The 14466-nt window shown below is 48.7% G+C and carries 17 protein-coding genes and 1 tRNA gene; 7 read left to right on the top strand and 11 right to left on the bottom strand.

Going from position 1 to position 14466, the window contains the following annotated elements; all coding sequences use genetic code 11:
* Nucleotides 1–64 precede the first annotated feature (64 nt).
* Entirely contained in the window at nucleotides 65–601 is a 537-nt protein-coding gene (locus tag E1963_RS11750; RefSeq protein ID WP_132278183.1) for an HD domain-containing protein, read from the bottom strand.
* A 21-nt stretch (nucleotides 602–622) separates the two neighbouring features.
* Nucleotides 623–4465, bottom strand: coding sequence for an efflux RND transporter permease subunit (locus E1963_RS11745; RefSeq protein ID WP_132278181.1), 3843 nt, complete (start codon nucleotides 4463–4465; stop codon nucleotides 623–625).
* Nucleotides 4466–4671: 206 nt separating this feature from the next.
* Here E1963_RS11745 and E1963_RS11740 point away from each other — a divergent pair, with 206 nt between their 5' ends.
* On the top strand, nucleotides 4672–5397 hold the full coding sequence (locus tag E1963_RS11740; protein WP_132278179.1) for an SDR family NAD(P)-dependent oxidoreductase: 726 nt from the start codon (nucleotides 4672–4674) through the stop codon (nucleotides 5395–5397).
* Here the strand turns inward: E1963_RS11740 and E1963_RS11735 are convergent.
* The 9 genes from E1963_RS11735 to arcC form a co-directional block, all read right to left on the bottom strand.
* Nucleotides 5394–6146: an exodeoxyribonuclease III gene (locus tag E1963_RS11735; RefSeq protein ID WP_132278177.1), complete on the bottom strand. Its 753-nt coding sequence runs from the start codon at nucleotides 6144–6146 to the stop codon at nucleotides 5394–5396. The genes E1963_RS11740 and E1963_RS11735 overlap by 4 nt on opposite strands.
* Nucleotides 6147–6179: 33 nt before the next feature.
* The gene (gene truA / locus E1963_RS11730; protein ID WP_049727218.1) at nucleotides 6180–6914 is read right to left on the bottom strand and encodes a tRNA pseudouridine(38-40) synthase TruA; all 735 of its coding nucleotides are present in this window, start codon (nucleotides 6912–6914) and stop codon (nucleotides 6180–6182) included.
* A 195-nt stretch (nucleotides 6915–7109) separates the two neighbouring features.
* Entirely contained in the window at nucleotides 7110–7562 is a 453-nt protein-coding gene (gene nrdR, locus E1963_RS11725; protein WP_049728268.1) for a transcriptional regulator NrdR, read from the bottom strand.
* A gap of 84 nt (nucleotides 7563–7646) precedes the next feature.
* The gene (locus E1963_RS11720; RefSeq protein WP_066579014.1) at nucleotides 7647–7889 is read right to left on the bottom strand and encodes a YlmC/YmxH family sporulation protein; all 243 of its coding nucleotides are present in this window, start codon (nucleotides 7887–7889) and stop codon (nucleotides 7647–7649) included.
* A 124-nt stretch (nucleotides 7890–8013) separates the two neighbouring features.
* Nucleotides 8014–9228 carry an ABC transporter permease gene (locus E1963_RS11715; protein WP_132278175.1) on the bottom strand — a complete coding sequence of 405 codons (1215 nt, stop codon included), beginning with the start codon at nucleotides 9226–9228 and terminating at the stop codon, nucleotides 8014–8016.
* Nucleotide 9229: 1 nt separating this feature from the next.
* Nucleotides 9230–10003 (bottom strand): ABC transporter ATP-binding protein, encoded by a 774-nt coding sequence (locus tag E1963_RS11710; protein WP_132278173.1) that lies wholly within the window; start codon nucleotides 10001–10003, stop codon nucleotides 9230–9232.
* Between the two features lie 105 nt (nucleotides 10004–10108).
* The gene (locus tag E1963_RS11705) at nucleotides 10109–10528 is read right to left on the bottom strand and encodes a hypothetical protein (protein ID WP_132278171.1); all 420 of its coding nucleotides are present in this window, start codon (nucleotides 10526–10528) and stop codon (nucleotides 10109–10111) included.
* A gap of 111 nt (nucleotides 10529–10639) precedes the next feature.
* Nucleotides 10640–10825 carry a ferredoxin gene (locus E1963_RS11700; RefSeq protein ID WP_049727212.1) on the bottom strand — a complete coding sequence of 62 codons (186 nt, stop codon included), beginning with the start codon at nucleotides 10823–10825 and terminating at the stop codon, nucleotides 10640–10642.
* Nucleotides 10826–10898: 73 nt separating this feature from the next.
* On the bottom strand, nucleotides 10899–11867 hold the full coding sequence (arcC, locus tag E1963_RS11695) for a carbamate kinase (protein ID WP_132278169.1): 969 nt from the start codon (nucleotides 11865–11867) through the stop codon (nucleotides 10899–10901).
* Nucleotides 11868–12073: 206 nt separating this feature from the next.
* Here arcC and E1963_RS11690 point away from each other — a divergent pair, with 206 nt between their 5' ends.
* From E1963_RS11690 to E1963_RS11675, 6 genes are all read left to right on the top strand, one after another.
* Complete coding sequence (locus tag E1963_RS11690) at nucleotides 12074–12448, top strand: PH domain-containing protein (protein WP_049727210.1); 375 nt, start codon at nucleotides 12074–12076, stop codon at nucleotides 12446–12448.
* 38 nt (nucleotides 12449–12486) lie between these two features.
* Nucleotides 12487–12711: a hypothetical protein gene (locus E1963_RS20680; protein ID WP_243117703.1), complete on the top strand. Its 225-nt coding sequence runs from the start codon at nucleotides 12487–12489 to the stop codon at nucleotides 12709–12711.
* A 57-nt stretch (nucleotides 12712–12768) separates the two neighbouring features.
* Nucleotides 12769–13443, top strand: coding sequence for a hypothetical protein (locus E1963_RS11685; protein ID WP_243117702.1), 675 nt, complete (start codon nucleotides 12769–12771; stop codon nucleotides 13441–13443).
* A gap of 67 nt (nucleotides 13444–13510) precedes the next feature.
* Nucleotides 13511–13581 (top strand) — tRNA-Gly (locus tag E1963_RS11680).
* Between the two features lie 140 nt (nucleotides 13582–13721).
* Nucleotides 13722–13877, top strand: a complete 156-nt coding sequence (locus E1963_RS19740) for a hypothetical protein (RefSeq protein WP_006442578.1) — start codon at nucleotides 13722–13724, stop codon at nucleotides 13875–13877.
* A 138-nt stretch (nucleotides 13878–14015) separates the two neighbouring features.
* Nucleotides 14016–14363, top strand: coding sequence for a sporulation initiation factor Spo0A C-terminal domain-containing protein (locus E1963_RS11675; protein ID WP_132278167.1), 348 nt, complete (start codon nucleotides 14016–14018; stop codon nucleotides 14361–14363).
* Nucleotides 14364–14466 lie beyond the last annotated feature (103 nt).

The following is a 14466-nucleotide window of genomic DNA, read 5'->3' as shown; positions in this document are numbered from 1 at the left end:
CTTACACGTAAGCGGTAAGTTCCGGCCTGCTTCCTTATCCTATCCGTTTGGCCAGGCAGCCTTTCTATCCAAAATTCTTTTCTACGAGCCTGCAGTATTCTTCATATGCCTCTACCCCTCTGAAGCTCTCTGCCAGTGCATCCCTGATACCTTTATAGTACCACCCGATCATCTCTTTATCCTTCATGCGGAACCTGTTCCACAGATTTTCACCCTCCACAGGATAATCCCTGTCTATATCCCTCATATTCGACAGCTTATCTGCAAGGCCTATCATCTGGACTTCCAGCGGAGACTTCCCGATATGCCGGATGGTCGCCCCTTTCCGTTCTACCCATGTCTTCGACTTATCCTCGCTTTCCTGTGCGACCATTACAGCTACCCTGATGCTGAATTCCGTGGCAAGCACTTCTTCCGTAATACCGGCACAGTCTTCAATCGTATCGTGGAGCACCGCCGCGCTGATAATCTCCTCATCCTCCGTCATGGAGGACACGATATCACCCACTTCAACGGGATGGACGATATATGGCCGTTTTGTCCCTTTCCTGAACTGTCCTTCGTGTGCTCTCGTTGCAAATGCAACCGCCTTGTCGATCATACTACCGTACCTCTCTCATCCTTAAGGTTCTGCAGTTTCTGCATCTTCTTCGATTTCCTCGCGAAGCCTTGCCTTTTCCTTTTTGTGGAACAAATCAAAGATACATGGAACTACGACTAATGTTAATATGGTTCCGTATATCAGTCCTCCGATGGTCACGATTGCCATCGGCTGTACCATATCCGCTCCCATTCCGACCCCTACAGAAAGCGTCGACAGGCCAAGAATGGTCGTCAGCGCCGTCATGACTATCGGGCGGAGCCTCGTCCTTCCTGCTTCCACCAGTGCCTCATGCCTCGATATCCCTGCGGCAATCAGCTGATTCGTATAATCTATAAACACAATACCATTATTCACGATAATGCCTGACAGCATGACAAATCCTACCATCGCGATAACGCTCACTGCTTTGCCGGCAATCCACAATCCAAACAGACCTCCTGTAAATGCCAGCGGCACGGTAAACATGACGATGAACGGAGAGCGCAGCGACTGGAACTGTGCAACCATAATGAGATACATGAATACAAGTGCCAGGCCGAGCATCTTAAAGAGTTCTGTCATGGACTCGTTGATCGTCTCGTCTTCCCCGACCATCTTCACCTCATAGCCCTCCGGCACTTCGTATGAATGAAGCGCCTTATTTACACGGCTGCTCACAAGCCCGATATTATCCCCGTCTTTGACTTCTGAAGTCACAGACATATACCTGCTCTGATCCTTCCTGCTGATTGCCCGCAGGCCAGAAGCATCTTCAAATGAAGCGATATCGGAAAGCTTCACCTCTTCTGTCGTCCCATCCTGCTTATCCGCCGTGACCGTAAGCTCCCTGATGTCTTTCCGGGTCAGGCTTTCGTCCGCATCGTCTACCACATAGATGTCATAATCCTGCGCGTCCGTGGACAGGGATGTCGCACTCTGGGCTTCAGACAGCCGCTTGTTCAGGCTCTGGTATACCTGGGCAACCGTGAGTCCGTGTTCCGTGGCTTTTGACTTATCGACGATGACGCGGAGCTCTTCTTTGTTGTCTTCCGTCCCGTCAGTTACATTCTGCGTCCCTTTGATATCAATCAGCATGCTCTTGATATCCCCTGCAATTTTCTGCAGCTTGTCCAGGTCCTTTCCTTTTATCTGGACATTGATTCCTGAACTGCCAAGCGCACTCATGTCCATATTGGACATATTGACCGTCAGCTCGCCGTCAAGGTCTTTCGTTGCTTTCTCTATCTCCTTCTTCAGCTCATTGTTGGACAGCGAAGGCTTATCTTTCGTGATTGCATAAAACTCCACCACATTTGTGGCTGTCGATGTCCCCATCATATTGGAAGAAGATACCATCGCTCCGATATCTTTGACGTCCTTCAGCTTTCCGACACGGTCCATCACCTTATCCGCTGCTTTTGCCGTATCCTCAAGACTCGTCCCTTTCTCCGTCTCAAGCGTCATGCTGATCTCCGTGCTCTCCATCTGGGGCATGAATTCCGTCCCCCTCGATATGGCCAGTGCACCGCTTGCTACGAACAGGACAAGTGCTCCTATGAGCACAAGCGGCTTCTTGTGCAGCGCCCTGGCAAGCAGTTTGCCGTACCAATCCTTAATCCTTATGAACAGCCGTGACTCTTTCTCTTCCGTCTTCTTTAACAGCCCGGCAGAAATCATCGGTACGAGAGTCAGTGCGATTACGAGGCTGGCAAGCAGCGAGTATGCAATCGTAAGCCCCATGTCCACGAACAGCTGCCTTGTAATTCCGGTCGCAAATACAATCGGAAGGAATACACATATCGTCGTAAGCGTGGAAGCCGTAATAGCCCCTCCCACCTGCCTCGCCCCTTCAATAGCCGCCGTCTTGGCCGATGCCCCCTCTTCGTTGCGCATCCTGTAGATATTCTCGATTACTACGATAGAGTTATCTACAAGCATGCCGACACCGAGCGCCAGTCCCGACAAAGATATGATATTGAGCGTAACTCCCGAAAAGTACATGGCCACAAGAGCGGTCATGATACTGATCGGTATCGAGCAGGCAATCACAAACGTGGGCCGGAAGCTCTTCAAGAATACGAGCAGTATTATAATCGCCAGTACCGCCCCATAGATCAGGTTCTCAAGTACAGAATTGACAATCAAATCGATGTAGACGCCCTGATCCATCAAAGTCACCGCCTTGATGTCCTTGTGCTCTTTCTGAAGTCTCTCCAGCTTCTCCAGCACACGGTCGCTCACATCTCCGGTAGAATACCCGGTCTGCTTCTGTATGCTCAGCATCATGCCTGGTTTCCCGTTAATCTTGGCGTATGTCTCATCCGAGTTGTCGGTAAGCTCTACATTTGCCACATCCGTCAGCTTTACCGGGTCTATACCATCCATATTGATGAGCACGAGATCTTTTATGTCTTCTATGCTCTTAAACTTATCTCCGACACGTACAAGATAATCAAGGCCTTCTTCTGTCACATATCCGGCCGGCATGCTGAAGTTCTCCGCCGCCAGCAGCGTCTTCACCATATCGGCATTCAGCATGCTGCTGATATCCGAGTTGGCAGAAGCTTCCCCTTTGGCCGCCTCCATCTGGGCCTCCTGGGATTGGATCATCGCTTCTCCTGCCGCCAGCTGCGCCGCTCCCTCTCCGAGGCCTGCCGCCGCCTCAACCTGGGCGGACGCAAGCTGCCCTCTGGCTTGCGCCAGTGTCATGGCGCCGTCGTTGACCTGCTTCTGCATAGCTTCCAGCTGCTGTTTCCCCGCAGTCACCTTGCCCTGGCCTTCCTTAAGCGAAGCCTCCTGTTCGGAAAGCTGCGTTATCGTAGCCTCCAGAGCTGCTTTGGCTGTGTCATAATTCGTAATCTGAGGCTGCATCTGATTCAGTTGCTTATCCAGCTGGTCAAACTCTGCTTGTTCCGCCGGTGTCCTTCCTCCGTCACCTTTCGCATCAAGCTCATCGTAACGCTTTTTCATCTGGTCGTAGCTTGCCTTCAAAGTCTTAAGCTGTGTAAGCTGTGCTTCAGCCGCTGCTTTGGATGACTGTATCGTGGCAAGCGACTGCTGCAGCTGCGTATCCGTAACATTGAGCTCTGCCATCTTTTCTGTAATCTCGAGCTGCGCCTGCTTGATCTCCTCCGCCTTCTGCGATATCTGTGATTCGGCCGCTCCCATACCGGAAGATGCCTGGGCTTTGCCGGCCGCCAGCGCCGCCTTGCCGGTCTCCACCTGGTCCTTGGCCGCCTGGAGGGCCGAGGCCGCCTCATTCATCTTCTTTTCTAATTCCGCCTTGACCTCTTCATTCAAGTCCTCTATCTTCTGTTCATTTACAGTAATCTGTACGGTCTCTTCGATGCTGCCTGCAGTAGAGACCGACGCTACGCCTTCCACGCTTTCCACTTCCGGAAGAATCTGCTCTTCGATGATCCGGGTCGTTTCGGCCGCGTCTTCTCCATCAGCACTGACTGCCGCAATCAGTACAGGCATCATACTTGGATTCAGTTTCATTATAATGGGATTGGTTACTTCATCCGGCCAGAAGCCGCTGATCTGATCTAGTCCTTCCCGCATCTCTATAGTGACAGAGTCCATATTGGCTGTCTGATCGAATTCGAGAATCACTGTTGAAGCATTTTCATTTGATACAGATTGTACATTCTTTATGTTGCTCACAGTTGCCATCGTCTGTTCCACAGGCTTTGTTACAACTGTCTCCACTTGTTCCGGGCTTGCCCCCGGATATGTCGTCATTACCATGGCATAAGGCAGGTTCATGCTCGGAAGCAGATCTACCGTCATATTCCCGAATGACACGATTCCGAGAATTATGATCAACACAACTCCTACCACCACTGTATAAGGCCTTTTCACACTGAATTTTGATAACATGGATGTCCCTCTTTCTGAGTATTCGCCTTGTCCGGACGAGTATGCCCCGCCAAGACCCCCGCATAAGCGGGGCTGATCGCTGATACGTAAATAATAGCACTTGAGGGTTTAAATAGCAACGATTCCGGTATATAATAATTGGAGGAAAATTACGATTTAAGACTTTTTTTAGAATTGTTGAAAACAGGCTAAGGAGGATATGCCAAATGTCAAAATATGCCCTCATTACGGGTGCTTCCAGAGGTATCGGAAAAGCTGCCGCCCTTCTTTTTGCCGCCAGAGGCTATCATGTGTTTCTCAACTGCCGGCGCTCTGCGGACGCACTGGAAGATGTAAAAAGAGAAATATTATCAGCAGGAGGGACCTGTGACATGGTTACCGGTGACGTGGGAGATTCCGCGGATGTTGATAAGATCTTCACCTTTATATACAGCAGGTGCAGCTGCCTGGACGTGCTGGTCAACAATGCCGGATGTGCCCACATCGGCCTGTTGAGCGATATGACCGACGGGGAATGGAACCGTGTCATACAGACGAACCTGTCGTCCGTCTTCTATTGTTCACGTGCTGCGGTCCCACCCATGGTCCGCAGGAAGCGTGGGACAATCGTCAATGTCTCATCCATGTGGGGGAGCTCCGGCGCCTCCTGCGAAGCCGCTTATTCAGCCTCCAAAGGCGGGGTGAATGGACTTACAAAGGCTCTGGCAAAGGAACTGGCACCAAGCAACGTACAGGTGAATGCTATGGCGTGCGGTGTCATCGACACTGTGATGAATGGCCAGCTAAGCGTGGAAGAACGTGCACAGCTGGCAGACGAGATTCCGTCAGGCAGGTTCGGCACCCCCGAGGAAGCTGCGGAAATGATTTGGAACATAGCAGCTGCCCCGTCATATATGACGGGGCAGATCATAGGCATCGACGGGGGCTTTTAGCGCAGATCCAGTTCTACCGGACAGTGGTCCGAACCCATGACGTCCGTGTGGATCTTCGCATCCTCCAGCCTGTCCTCCAGGCTTTCCGACACACAGAAGTAATCGATACGCCAGCCTGCGTTCTTCTCTCTTGCCCGGAAACGATAGGACCACCATGAGTAGATCCCTTCTGTATCCGGATAAAAATGACGGAACGTATCGATGAAGCCGGATTCTTTTATCTTACGGAACTTGTCCCGCTCTTCATCTGTAAATCCGGCATTCTTCCTGTTCGTCTTCGGATTCTTCAGGTCGATCTCTTCTGCCGCGACATTCAGGTCGCCGCAGAAGACGACCGGCTTATCCTCTTCCAGCTTCTTGAGATAGGCCAGGAACGCATCTTCCCACTGCATACGGTATGGCAGCCTTGCCAGTTCGCTCTGGGCATTCGGCGTATACACCGTCACAAAGTAGAAATCCCCGAACTCCAGCGTGATGACCCGGCCTTCCTTGTCATGTTCTTCTATCCCGATGCCGCACGAAAAGGACAGCGGCTCTTCTTTCGTGAATATGGCAGTCCCGGAATATCCCTTCCGCTCTGCATAGTTCCAATACTGGTAGTAGCCGGGCGTATCCAGTTCAAGCTGCCCTTCCTGCATCTTCGTCTCCTGGATGCAGAAGATATCTGCATCCGCTTCCTGAAAGAAATCCATAAACCCTTTCTGTACACAGGCGCGGATTCCATTTACATTCCATGAAATTAGCTTCATCTATCGTCCTCCAATCAAGTCTTGCTTCTTTGCTTAATAATATACTTTTCTAAGGAACAGGCCTCTTGCCGGGGCAAGGAAACCTGCCAGGCTCCTGTCCTCTGCCGCAATCACGACCGGGAGCATGGACGCATCCCTTTTTCCGGTTCCGATTTCCAGCAGCGTGCCGGTCAGTATCCTCACCATATGGTAGAGGAATCCCGTACCATAGTATGTGATACGGACCTTATCTCCTGTGCTTACGATCTTGATATTCGTAATTCTGCGGATAGGATCCCCACAGTCTTTGTCGTCCGTAAAACTCGTAAAATTCTTCACGCCGACGAGGTACTCGACCGCGCTCCGCATCGCCTCGATATCCAGCTTCTCCGGATAGTGGTAGCAATATCTGCGGGAAAAGACGTCCGGCTTCTCACGGCAGTCGATATAGTATTCATACTTTTTACCCTTTGCGCTCTTGCGGGCATGGAACCCGTTTTTGACAAGCTCTGCTTTGACAATCCTGATATCTTCCGGCAGATACCTGTTCAGAGAATCTTTAAACTCCTGAGGGTCATATAGTTTGGACAGCTTTACGCTCACCACTTGCCCTCTGGCATGTACGCCGGCATCCGTCCTGCCCGAGCCGTCCACATGAACCCTGTAGCCGACCAGTTTCCCTATGCTCCACTCCAGCACGAACTGTATCGTATTATCTGTCGTGGCCTGTCTCTGCCAACCCTGATATCTGCTTCCGTCGTATGATACGGTTAATTTATACGTTCTCATCTGCATCTCACCCAATCTGAATCTACGTCTGTTCTCTGCTACTTATCATCATCTGTTTCCGCGATTATTATGTATTCTTATCGAACGGATGTCACCCGGAAAACAGTAAAAAGGAAGAAGCAAACATGTTCCTTTGCTTCTTCCTTATTCTAACACTATACGACATATTTCGTAAATACCTTCTTACACGTATTCCTAATTATCCAGGATTTTTTTCAGCTCATCCATAAAGGTATTGACGTCTTTAAACTCCCTGTACACGGAAGCAAATCTGACATAAGCCACCTCGTCCAGCCCTTTGAGCTCTTCCATGACGATCTCTCCAATCGTGCTGCTCGGAATCTCCTTTGCCTCCAGACTGAAAATCTTCGTCTCAATAGAGTCCACCGTCTGCTGTATGGCATCTGCGGATACCGGGCGCTTATAACAAGCACGGAGGACACCGTTCTCAATCTTCTTGCGGTTATACTGTTCTCTGTTGTTGTCCTTTTTGATGATGATGAGCGGAATCGTCTCTACCTTCTCATATGTGGTAAACCGCTTGCCGCACACATCGCAGGAGCGTCTTCTGCGGATGGAGCTGCCGTCCTCCGCTGGTCTGGAATCTATGACTCTTGTATCTAGGTGGTTGCAGTATGGACACTTCATCTTGACCCAAATCCTTTCTTCTGTAATACATATAGTATATCTGCTGCATCGGCAGAAGTCAAACAACATTGCCAGTTTTTCCCTTTATTTTGCCTCTTCGTGAATTTCTACCAGTATGACATCCGGACCAATTCTTTTGATACATTTGCACGGAATGATATACTCGCTCCCATCGCCGAAAAATCCACAGAATTTGCCCGACTTTGGAATAATGATAGCTTCTACGTGGCACCCGCAGTCATCCATTATCAGGTCTGCAACGTATCCAAGCCGTTTACAGTCACAAGTATTGATTACTTCTTTATTCTGAAGCTCACTTAGTCTCATACAGCGTACTTCCTCCCGAATCGTGCAGAATGCACAAGGGGGCCAGGCCCCTTTGGAAAGGGGCCTGGCCCCCTCCGTCTGCATCTGCTTCTTATTGACAGTATATGCAGGCGGATGTAAAGTGTCAGACGTTCATGACTTTTTCGCTCTGGAAGGCTTTGACGATGACGCCCAGGAGTACGCCGCCGATTGCAAGCGTCTCTATCAGGGTGATGCCATACTGCACCATAGTCACGTTCTGACCGAGTATTCCCTTCATCACAAGCGCACTGTTATACAACGGTATATAGTAGTCAGTCTGTGTCGGGTCCCCTGTCGTGAACATCGTCAGAAGCCCTATGACAAGCACGAGCATATAAGCCGGCATCACATAGGTACTTGCCTCTTTCGTAGACTTGGCAAACACAGAAATCAGAGCGATGATGCTCGAATAAAGGAAAGCGATCGCCACAAGGAGAGCGCCGAGCATCACTACCTGCTGTACGCTCAGATTGATATTCAGACCGTCCGTCCCAGAACCTACCATCGACTTCATCATCAGAGGCGCACATACGACCATCGCAATCACATATATGAGAGAGGATATCCCAGAGATTGTCATAAGGGAAAATACTTTGCCAAGGACGATGGAACTTCTCTTGACCGGCGATACGAGCAGGCTCGCCATCGTTCCTCTCTCCTTCTCTCCTGCTATCATGTCCGTTCCGATACCCATTGCCCCCGCGAACAGGAGAATAGTGATAAAGTACGGCAGCATCATACCAATCGCCTTGCCGCTTGCCTTCTCATCGTCCTGGATAATCATATCTTCATTATCCGAATTCACCGTAAACACGGTGAGCTGCGCCAGATCCCCGACACGCCCCGCAAGCAGCGTCTGCCGGTAAGCCTCCAGAACACCCCCTGAAATATTCTCATATGCCGCCTGAGAGTAATCTTCGGAAGGGTTATAGTACGTCTTTACCTGAGGAATCGTCTTTCCGGCTTCATAGCCGCCGACAGCGTCTTCAAATCCATCCGGAAATTCTATAATCAGATCGGCTTTGCCGTCAAGGATATCCTTCTTGGCTTTCTCCATCCCGCTGCCGTCAATGCGCCTGGATTTGAATTCCTGCTTGCTGTCGCCGAGGAAGGCTTTAAAGCTGGCAGGCTCGTTCGCAACATACACTACGGATTCATGGGACTCTATATCGTCCTCCATATTGGATATAAGACCGCTGATAATCGTCATAATCAATATCATGATAAGTACGGGGAGAAAGAATACGGAAAACACCATCTTCTTGTCTTTGAAGACTCTGGCCATCTCTTTCCCAAATATCTGCTTGATTCCGTTCATCTTACAGTTCCCCCTTTCTTTCCTTGTACAGCTCGAAGAACGCATCTTCCAAATCATCGGTGCCGGTCATCTTAAGCAGTTCCGCCAGCGTGCCCTCGGCCACTTTGTTTCCTTCAATTATCACGCCGATACGGTCACACAGCTTCTCCGCCTCAGACATGATATGCGTGGATACGATGACAAGCTTCCCGTCATCTCGCAGCTTCCTGAGATAGTCGGTTACGCTTCTCGCAGTAATGATATCAAGCCCGTTGGTCGGCTCGTCGAAGATTACGATGTCCGGGTTATGGACGAGGCTCACCGCTATCGCTGCCTTCTGTTTCATACCTGTAGATAGTTCCTTGATCTGCTTGTGGGCAAAATCTTTGATTCCAAAGTATGTAAACAGCTCCTCTTTCCGTTTTGCCAGCACATCCTGCGGGACATTATGCAGACGCCCGAAAAATCCGAACATATAATCTACATCAAACTGTTCATCCAGCTTTATGTCACTTGTGAGAAATCCGATGCTTTCCCTTACCGCCTCGGGTTCCTTCTGGACCTCATGTCCACCGACGTAGATTTCTCCTTCCGTTGGCTTGATCAACGTTGCGATGCATCTGAGCGTCGTCGTCTTTCCGGCACCGTTCGGACCCAGAAGGCCGTATATCTCGCCTTCATGTGCATCCAGGGTCAGATTGTCTACAGCAGTTTTCATCGGGTTCTTCGTCTTGGATTCCAACATCTGCTTCTTATTCAGTTTATAGATTTTTGTCAAATTCTTAATCTCAATCATAACTGTGCTCCTCATAAATTTTTGTATCATTATGCTAATACAATAATATTTCTTTTTTCCCCGTTTGTCAACAAAATTATAATGAACGGGACATAATAATTTTCATCAGACCGCCGCACACTGCTGAAAAAGCCGTGACAACCATGAGCGTATAAATACCGTCGTATTATAATATCCGGCTATGATCAATGCAGTCATGAATGCTATAAGGCACAGCCTGTATGCCTTTGCCTGGCCTTTCGTGTATATCTCAAGCGTCCGTTCATCATGCTCTTTGATGTACAGCTTCCGCAGATATTCCCTGCTCCTGAGCGCCTTGGCCGACACGAATATTCCATAGAGCATTACTCCCGCCCACACGGTAAACATCCCCGCCTGAAATCCCTGGAAAAAGCTCCCCGCACGTTCCGACGCATCCATGGCGCTTGCCCTCATATAGCTTAAGACAATTACTGCTACTGACACTGCTGCAAATATGCTTTCAAATATAATACTGCGCTTTAATTTGTTCCTGTAGTCTTCCATACCTATATCTCCTCCACATCAGAAAAGTCGAACACCTCTTCTTTATCGGTCCGTAACGCCAAAACGGGAAGGCGCAGCGCCTTCCCGTTCAATGTGTCATGTACATTCCTTTTATTCTTCAATATCTATAACAGACACCGGACATCCGTCCCTTGCATCTTTTGCCGTGCTTTCGTACTCCGGCTCCACATCGGCATATGCCTCCGCGATACCGTCATCATCAAAACGGAACACCTCCGGGCAGACTGCCACGCAGGCGCCGCAGGAAATGCATCCTTCATTTACTCTGGCTTTCATCGGTCACTCCTCCTCGCATTTTTCCATAGTATGTTCCGTGATGCTCCAGTTTATGCAGCAACTAAGCCAAAAACTACGGTGCGAGGCGATTGTGCCCTTGTAAACTGACGCTATTTTTTATGATAGTCCCTGTCTTTCCTTTCAGTGCCGCATCCAGTCTGTCAAAGGAAGTTATAAGCGCGCAGCGGCCTTCTCTCTTTTCGATAAAATCAACCGAGGCGCGGAACTTGGGCAGCATGTTATATTTACCGAAATGTCCCGCGTCCATATATTCCTTCGCTTGTTCTACCGTAATCTGGCCGAGCTCTTCTTCCTCCGGCCTGCCGATATGAATCTTGACTTTCTCCACGCTTGTCAGGATAATGAGCTCATCGGCATCGATTTCTTCTGCCATCCTGCCTGCTGCCAGATCCTTTTCGATAACCGCGCTGGCGCCTTTGAGGTGATTGTCCTGCTGCAGTACAGGGATGCCGCCGCCACCGCAGGCGATGACAACCTGGCCGGCATCCATCAGGGCCTTTATCGCGTCTATCTCTACGATGCTGACCGGGTTCGGGGCAGACACGACACGCCGAAAGCCTTTTCCCGGCTCTTCCACAACATAGTTCCCTTTTTTCCGCTCCTCATTGGCTTCCTCCGCAGTCATATAACGTCCAAGCACCTTGTTCGGCGTATAGAATGCCTCGTCATACGGGTCTACGACAACCTGCGTCAGTATCGTGCTCACCGTCCTGTAGATCCCACGGTTCAGCAGCTCTTCCCGTATGCCGTTCTGCAGGTCATAACCGATGTATCCCTGGCTCATGGCGGAACATACCGACATGGGTGCCGCCGTATAGTCCTGATGTGCCCTGCCGAATTCATTCATAGCGGTATGGATCATACCGACCTGGGGCGCATTGCTGTGCGTAATCGCCACCTGGTAACCTGCTTCTATGAGTCCGGCGATAGTCCTTGCCGAATGCTTTACAGCTTCTTTCTGTTCCGGCAGTGTTGTCCCAAGTGCTCTGTGCCCCAATGCTACTACTACTCTTTTCTTCATAATCTATCCCTCTTTTTACATTTAAAATGCCGCTTTCTCCTGTATAAAACATAAGAAGATTATATTATCTTTCTATACAAAATGCAACGTCTTTATTTCCATATTATCACAGGAAAAATCGCTTTCACTTTCTCTCACAGCATGTTATAATAACGCTGTTACTACATACCAATTTTACAATAGCAAAGGAAAGAGAGGACACAATCATGATTGATTTCAAGAACAGCGAGTACGTCAAACTCAAGGAGACCGACCCTTCTGTCGTAATGAAAGACATTGCGCCACTGCTGATTGACGGGGAACAGGTAATCGGAGTGTATAAGGGCATTCGTGACTACTGCTTATTTACGGATAAGCGGGTTATCTCTGTCAATGTCCAGGGGATGACCGGTAAGAAAAAGGATTTTACATCCATGCCATATTCAAAGATAAGCGTATTTTCCGTAGAAACGGCCGGCGTACTCGATATGGACAGTGAACTGGAAATGTATTTCAGCGGATTAGGAAAAGTGAAGTTCGAGTTTACCGGCAGAAGCAATATTGTCGAGATAGGCAGAATCATCGGCCATTACGCACTGTAATATAATTTGACAACAGTATCAGGAATGAGAGGTTTTATATGAAATGTCCAAACTGTGGCGGCAATATGGAGGGCAATACATGCCCCTATTGTGATACACAAATAGAGCCGTCTGAAAAGAAGAAGGAAGATTCCAGAGAGTACAAGCCATTTAACTATGCAGATTCGGCTTATCAGTATACCGTGGAGAAATGGTATGCGAAGACTTGGGTAATCGTCTTGTTCCTTATCTTTTTCTTCCCTGTAGGGCTGTTCCTTATGTAGAGATATAAAGAGTGGGGGAAGGTTACCAAGATAGTAATCACCGTCATCATTGCCCTCATGGCAATCTGGGGATTGTTTTCACCGGATACGCCCAAAGAGGATGCTACCCTGGCTTATCCTGTCCAGACGGCAGCGCCTGCAAAGCAGGAGGCCAAAAAGGAAGTCCAGAAAGAAGCTCCAGCGGCTGAGGCATATGAAAGTGATTTCAGTGCAGGCATCTATACGGCAGGCATCGACTTTCCGGCCGGAACCTACACGCTGACAGCGGTTAGCGGAAGTGGAAATGTATCATCCAGCAACATGTTCTCCGGTGGTCTGAACGAAGTCATGTCCAATCCGAAAGATGAGTATTCCATCGACTCGTTCAATCATGCTGTTCTGAAAAAAGGTGTGGAGCTCTCCATCAGGGGCACGTCAGTAATCCGTCTGAGCAGCCCGGAAGCCGATGTATCTGCTCAGAAGCCGCGCTCTGCGGTACCGGAAGAGGCAGTAGATCTTGGAAGCGGCAATTTCGCCGCAGGCACAGATTTCCCGGCGGGCGTATACAATGTAATCGGAACAGGAGGTAATGGCAATGTCTCTTCTTCCAACCTGTACGACGGCGGTATCAACGAAATTATGGGGCCTGGAGGCAACGGCTTCGGTATACACGAATTCAAAAATGTAAGCCTTCCGGAAGGTACGACACTGACCGTTTCAAGCACATCTATCCAGCTCGTGCCAGTCAGGTAAAAAATTAAATTCATTCCTTGATTTTTTCTGGCCTATGGACTATAATATTTTTTGTACAGGTATATGCGCAGATGTAGTTCATCGGTAGAATGCCAGCTTCCCAAGCTGGAGAGGCGGGTTCGATTCCCGTCATCTGCTTTTAGTGAGAATGAATTTACAATGAAAAAGAGCAATCAGAATTTTTATGGAAGTCTGGTTGCTTTTTATCATTTGACCTTATACCGCCCCATCCGCATATTTATCCCGATTCTCCGCACACTAACAGCGGAGGTGATTCCATGGCATCTTATGTTGCCCCTGCAATCAGGGATAAATTTGAATCATTGTCTATCAACTTGAAAAACTGTATCCTCGAGCGAGACGTCCGGCTGGAGAACATCCATGACTTGATTCATGTACTTGAGGATATAGTAAAAGACGGGGAAGCAGAGTAATCTGTTTCCTCTTTTTATATATGTTCTCGTCGATTTAGGACTATTCTTATCTGTTTATTTCTATTTTTATCTTTTCCATTCCCTTTATCACTATTTTATTGTTAAATTAGATACAATTACTTATTGCCCTCAATTTTAATGGAAGGAGGAAGAAGTGTGGAAGAAATCAACAACCTCATACTTAAGCTTGGGATTCGCTCAACGTACCAGGGGTTCTATTATCTACAATATGCTCTTCATCTGTGTATGCTTGACGAACGTTATCTGCTCTCCGTATATAAATCCCTATACGTAGATGTAGCAAGAAAGTATAACACGAGCAGAGATAACGTCGAGCATTGTATCCGTACCGTAGTGTCCAACTGCTGGTATAAGGGTAATCAGACTTTTCTTATAAAGATAGCCGGATATCCTATTACTCAAAAACCTACTAATGGAGAATTTATCGACATCCTGTTTCATTATCTGAAGGCACAGGAAAATTGACCGTATCAGTAGTAAGTTCAGCGATTTCTGCCCAATGCATGAGACTCCAGGAAACCATTGAATTGTCAGGCACAAAAAAAGCGGCGCTTTCCGCCGCTTTTTT

The sequence above is a fragment of the Extibacter muris genome, from assembly GCF_004345005.1.
Lineage (GTDB): Bacteria > Bacillota > Clostridia > Lachnospirales > Lachnospiraceae > Extibacter > Extibacter muris.
Note: the sequence above shows the minus strand (reverse complement) of the source record. Positions and strands in the feature narration are given on the sequence as shown.

Coding starts and splice junctions, on each gene's coding strand:
- E1963_RS11750 (WP_132278183.1), bottom strand. CDS start 601: ATGATCGACAAGGCGGTTGCATTTGCAACGAGAGCACACGAAGGACAG.
- E1963_RS11745 (WP_132278181.1), bottom strand. CDS start 4,465: ATGTTATCAAAATTCAGTGTGAAAAGGCCTTATACAGTGGTGGTAGGA.
- E1963_RS11740 (WP_132278179.1), top strand. CDS start 4,672: ATGTCAAAATATGCCCTCATTACGGGTGCTTCCAGAGGTATCGGAAAA.
- E1963_RS11735 (WP_132278177.1), bottom strand. CDS start 6,146: ATGAAGCTAATTTCATGGAATGTAAATGGAATCCGCGCCTGTGTACAG.
- truA (WP_049727218.1), bottom strand. CDS start 6,914: ATGAGAACGTATAAATTAACCGTATCATACGACGGAAGCAGATATCAG.
- nrdR (WP_049728268.1), bottom strand. CDS start 7,562: ATGAAGTGTCCATACTGCAACCACCTAGATACAAGAGTCATAGATTCC.
- E1963_RS11720 (WP_066579014.1), bottom strand. CDS start 7,889: ATGAGACTAAGTGAGCTTCAGAATAAAGAAGTAATCAATACTTGTGAC.
- E1963_RS11715 (WP_132278175.1), bottom strand. CDS start 9,228: ATGAACGGAATCAAGCAGATATTTGGGAAAGAGATGGCCAGAGTCTTC.
- E1963_RS11710 (WP_132278173.1), bottom strand. CDS start 10,003: ATGATTGAGATTAAGAATTTGACAAAAATCTATAAACTGAATAAGAAG.
- E1963_RS11705 (WP_132278171.1), bottom strand. CDS start 10,528: ATGGAAGACTACAGGAACAAATTAAAGCGCAGTATTATATTTGAAAGC.
- E1963_RS11700 (WP_049727212.1), bottom strand. CDS start 10,825: ATGAAAGCCAGAGTAAATGAAGGATGCATTTCCTGCGGCGCCTGCGTG.
- arcC (WP_132278169.1), bottom strand. CDS start 11,867: ATGAAGAAAAGAGTAGTAGTAGCATTGGGGCACAGAGCACTTGGGACA.
- E1963_RS11690 (WP_049727210.1), top strand. CDS start 12,074: ATGATTGATTTCAAGAACAGCGAGTACGTCAAACTCAAGGAGACCGAC.
- E1963_RS20680 (WP_243117703.1), top strand. CDS start 12,487: ATGAAATGTCCAAACTGTGGCGGCAATATGGAGGGCAATACATGCCCC.
- E1963_RS11685 (WP_243117702.1), top strand. CDS start 12,769: ATGGCAATCTGGGGATTGTTTTCACCGGATACGCCCAAAGAGGATGCT.
- E1963_RS19740 (WP_006442578.1), top strand. CDS start 13,722: ATGGCATCTTATGTTGCCCCTGCAATCAGGGATAAATTTGAATCATTG.
- E1963_RS11675 (WP_132278167.1), top strand. CDS start 14,016: ATGGAAGGAGGAAGAAGTGTGGAAGAAATCAACAACCTCATACTTAAG.